4 protein-coding genes and 1 pseudogene are annotated in these 3777 nt (G+C 61.0%); 2 read left to right on the forward strand and 3 right to left on the reverse strand.

Going from position 1 to position 3777, the window contains the following annotated elements:
• Positions 1-807 (reverse strand): tRNA dihydrouridine(20/20a) synthase DusA (dusA, locus tag EOA33_RS27510; RefSeq protein WP_127407075.1); only part of this gene is annotated, 807 nt, incomplete at its 3' end.
• A gap of 115 nt (positions 808-922) precedes the next feature.
• Between dusA and EOA33_RS27515 the strand changes: the two genes are divergently transcribed.
• Positions 923-1984 (forward strand): site-specific integrase, encoded by a 1062-nt coding sequence (locus EOA33_RS27515; RefSeq protein ID WP_127407076.1) that lies wholly within the window; start codon positions 923-925, stop codon positions 1982-1984.
• 320 nt (positions 1985-2304) lie between these two features.
• On the forward strand, positions 2305-3063 hold the full coding sequence (locus EOA33_RS27520) for an SDR family NAD(P)-dependent oxidoreductase (protein ID WP_127407078.1): 759 nt from the start codon (positions 2305-2307) through the stop codon (positions 3061-3063).
• Positions 3064-3120: 57 nt separating this feature from the next.
• On the opposite strand, the gene EOA33_RS27525 is transcribed toward EOA33_RS27520, so the two are convergent.
• Both EOA33_RS27525 and EOA33_RS27530 read right to left on the reverse strand, forming a co-directional pair.
• Positions 3121-3336 (reverse strand): AlpA family phage regulatory protein, encoded by a 216-nt coding sequence (locus tag EOA33_RS27525; protein ID WP_127407077.1) that lies wholly within the window; start codon positions 3334-3336, stop codon positions 3121-3123.
• A gap of 126 nt (positions 3337-3462) precedes the next feature.
• A pseudogene (locus EOA33_RS27530) lies at positions 3463-3777 on the reverse strand (Ti-type conjugative transfer relaxase TraA); the annotation flags it as partial.

Consider the following 3777-nt stretch of genomic DNA (forward strand, 5'->3'; position numbering starts at 1 on the left):
GCGCGCCGCGTAGGCCGTCATGGCGTCGATCAGTGCGGCATAGTCGAACGCCGCGTACGGCTCGCCGTAGAACATGGCATCGGCACCGGCCAGGATCCCGGGAGTATGGTAGGCGGCGCGGCCGAGCATGGCGCCATCGACATGGCCGAGATGCTCGCGCGCCGCCTCCAGCGATTGAATGCCGCCATTGATGCCGATGAATTCATTAGGCTTTCTGACCTTCAGCCGATAGACCCGGCCATAGTCGAGCGGCGGGATATCGCGGTTTTCCTTCGGGCTGAGCCCCTCCAGCCAGGCCTTGCGCGCATGCACCCACAGCGCGTCGGCGCCGGCCGCGAAAACCCCGTTGGCCAGCGCATCGAGCGCCGGATCCGGATCCTGCTCGTCGACGCCGATGCGGCATTTGACGGTCACGGGGATTGTCACCCTGGCCTTCATTGCCGCGACGCAGTCGGCGACAAGCACGGGCGTCTTCATCAGGCAGGCGCCGAACGTGCCCGACTGGACGCGGTCCGACGGGCAGCCGACATTGAGGTTGATCTCGTCATAGCCGAAGGCCTCACCGACCGCCGCCGCCTCGGCAAGCTTGCCGGGATCGGACCCACCGAGCTGCAGCGCCACCGGATGCTCCGCCTCGTCGAAGCCGAGCAGCCGCTCGCGCGCGCCCTGGATGACCGCGTCGGCTACCACCATCTCGGTATAGAGCAGCGCCCGGCGCGTCAGCTGACGGTGGAAGTACCGGCAATGCCGATCCGTCCAGTCCATCATGGGTGCCACAGCCACTCTATGATCTTGATTTTTCAGCATTTTTTCTTTAACATCAAATCGTTAGAACCTGCCGAGTGCACACGAATTTACGCCAGAATACGACCCTTTTCGCCACGTTTCGATCTCTCAGTGCACACGGAGCGCACACGAAAAAATGGCCACCTACACAAAGCTCTCGTCCGGTTCCTGGCGTGTCCAAGTCCGTCGCAAAGGTCGCTACGTCAGCGAGACCTTCCTGCGCCGAGACGACGCACGGCGCTGGGCAACTGAAACCGAGCGACAAGTCGATCGCGGTGAGACGCCGACCAAGTCCCGGATAGCGCGCCTAAAAACCTTCGGCCAACTCATCGACCTTCATATCGACGACATGTGCGATGTAGGCAAGTCCCCTCGCCGCTCCAAGGCTGCAGCCCTCGATATGCTTCAAAGACATCTGGGGAAGTGCAACATCGCCGCTCTCGATCGCGAACGGCTCATTCGTTTTGGTCGCGACCGGGCGGCACAAGGTGCCGGGCCGATGACTCTCGGTATCGACATCGGCTTTGTAAAACTCATTCTGGCTCATGCCGCTGCGGTTCACGGTCTGCCCGTCAAGGTCGAACCGGTTGATCTCGCGCGTATCGCCCTAAAAAGGCTTGGCCTTGTTGGGAAAGGCCATCAGCGCGACAGGCGGCCGACGCAGGATGAACTCGACAGGCTCATCGGTCACTTCGATGCAAACCCTCGTCAAATTGCACCGGTTAGTCAGATCATTCGTTTCGCGGTCGCAACCGCGATGCGCCAGGAGGAAATCTGCAAGGTGCGTTGGTCCGACTTGGAATCTCGCACGCGGATGCTTCTCATCCGTGACCGGAAAGACCCTCGGAACAAGAACGGCAACAATCAGCGCATACCCTTATTCGCCGCGACCGGGTACGATGCGTGGGCCATTGTCGAGGATCAACTGGCCAAGCGCAGCAACGACGATGATCGAATTTTCCCATTCAATCATAGGTCGGTCGGCACCGCTTTCCGTCGAGGATGCGCTGACCTGAGCATCGACGACCTTCACTTTCATGATTTGCGGCACGAAGGAACCAGTCGCCTTTTCGAGGCTGGATTCACGATTGAACAGGTTGCGCTGGTGACTGGGCACAAGGACTGGAAAATGCTGAAACGGTATACGCATCTTAAGCCCGAGGCGCTCCACGCAGTGCTGGCGAACCGTGCTGCCTAACGCGATGGCCGCTCCCATTCGGGTGCAACCGTAGCCGAAAGTCAAAACCAGACCACGAATCGAGGGGTCGGGAGTTCAAATCTCTTGGGCGCGCCATTCGGAATACGCCATCCGTCGAGTTGCATCCGGCCGGACGCGCGCCTGACACTCTCGATGTATTGCGATGGCGAGCTAAGTGCACTGTCACCGCAATTCCGCCTCGTTCGGCTCGGCTTCGACAACGCAAAAGGCGCGGAATGTGCAGAGCAAATCTTCGCAGCACGGTCGCCAATGTATGTGGTAACACCGCGACGGCGGAACCAGCGGAGTCTGATTTGACCATGCCTTCTCCTGCCACCAAGCGTGCGCTGATCACCGGGGCGGGTGCTGCCGACGGCATCGGCTTTGCCATTGCGCGGCAACTCGGCCTTGCCGGTCATGCCGTTTTCCTGAACGGTGCCAGCGAGCGTGTACTCGATCGCGCCGCCGAGCTTTGCTCCGAAGGCATCAATGCCAAATCCGCGGTCGCCGACCTCACCGTCGCAGCGGAAGTCGCGCGGCTGCGGGCTTATGTCGGCGCTGTCGACATCCTGGTCAACAATGCCGGCATGGGCTCGCTGGCATCGCCCTCGGTGGACAAGGCGTTTCTTGCTATGACCGAGGCCGACTGGGACCAAGGGATCGACGTCAGCCTGAAGACCGCGTTCCTGGTCACCCGCGCGTTTCTGCCGGCGATGGTAGAGGCAGGCTATGGGCGCATCGTCAATGTGGCATCGGTTACCGGGCCGGTGGTGTCTTTCGAAGGCACCGCCGCCTATTCCGCCGCCAAGGCCGGCATGGTCGGCCTGACGCGCACGCTGGCGCTCGAAGTGGCGAAAAGCGGCATCACGGCCAATGCCGTGGCCCCCGGCTGGATCGAAACGGGCTCGTCAAGCGCAACGGAGCGGCAAGCTGCCCTGCACACGCCACCGGCGCGGGCCGGGCGACCGGACGAGGTTGCCGCAGCGGTGGTGTTCCTGGCATCGGAAGGCGCCAGCTACGTCAACGGCGCCCTGCTGGTGGTCGACGGCGGTAACAGCCTTCAGGAGCGCAAGGGCTGAATCCGAAAACGACCGGTCGTTCACGATCGGCGGCAGGAACGTGCCATTTGACCGCCCTTAGTCGCTGTTTTTTCGACTCACTCTGGTATGCCAGGAGACAGGATCAGCGACCCACCGATTAATATCGGCTTCCCTCCATCCCGCACCGTTTACGCTGATTTTGATTTGAGCCGGGAACGTGCCTTCGGCGATTTTGCGGTACATTGTTGAGCGAGACAAGCCGGTTCGCTCGAGCACGGTCCTAAGGCGAATAATACGATCCGGTTCAGGCATAGCGGCTTTTTTTCTCTGAGAGCATTTGGCACCTGTTGAAACCAGACAGGACAACCTGAGGCACGCGCGCAATCAGATTTGTCATCTCATCGACCTGGGGCGTGGGAATGGCGGCAAATCGGAGGGTTAGATCCCTATGCCACGTCCTCTGCCAATGCCGTGGTTGAACGCGAGTTCCACACCCAAGCGTCGGCCGGATTCGACCTGAATGCCAAGCGCCTTTTTGTGATTGGCAAGAAGGGATTCAAGCTGCGGATCGCGTTTGAGGCTCTTGGCCATGTCGGACATGGCCGAGCGCGTTGACTTGTAGCCGGCCATGTCGCCGGCCTGATATTGGTCCTGGCTTGTCCGGTGGAGCTTTTGCCAACGTTCCACGAAACGGTCTGCGCGGCGGCCGGGCTCGGTGTCCAATCCCGCGCGGATTTCGGTTTCAAGCTGGAG

This window comes from Mesorhizobium sp. M4A.F.Ca.ET.050.02.1.1 (genome assembly GCF_003997725.1).
Lineage (GTDB): Bacteria > Pseudomonadota > Alphaproteobacteria > Rhizobiales > Rhizobiaceae > Mesorhizobium.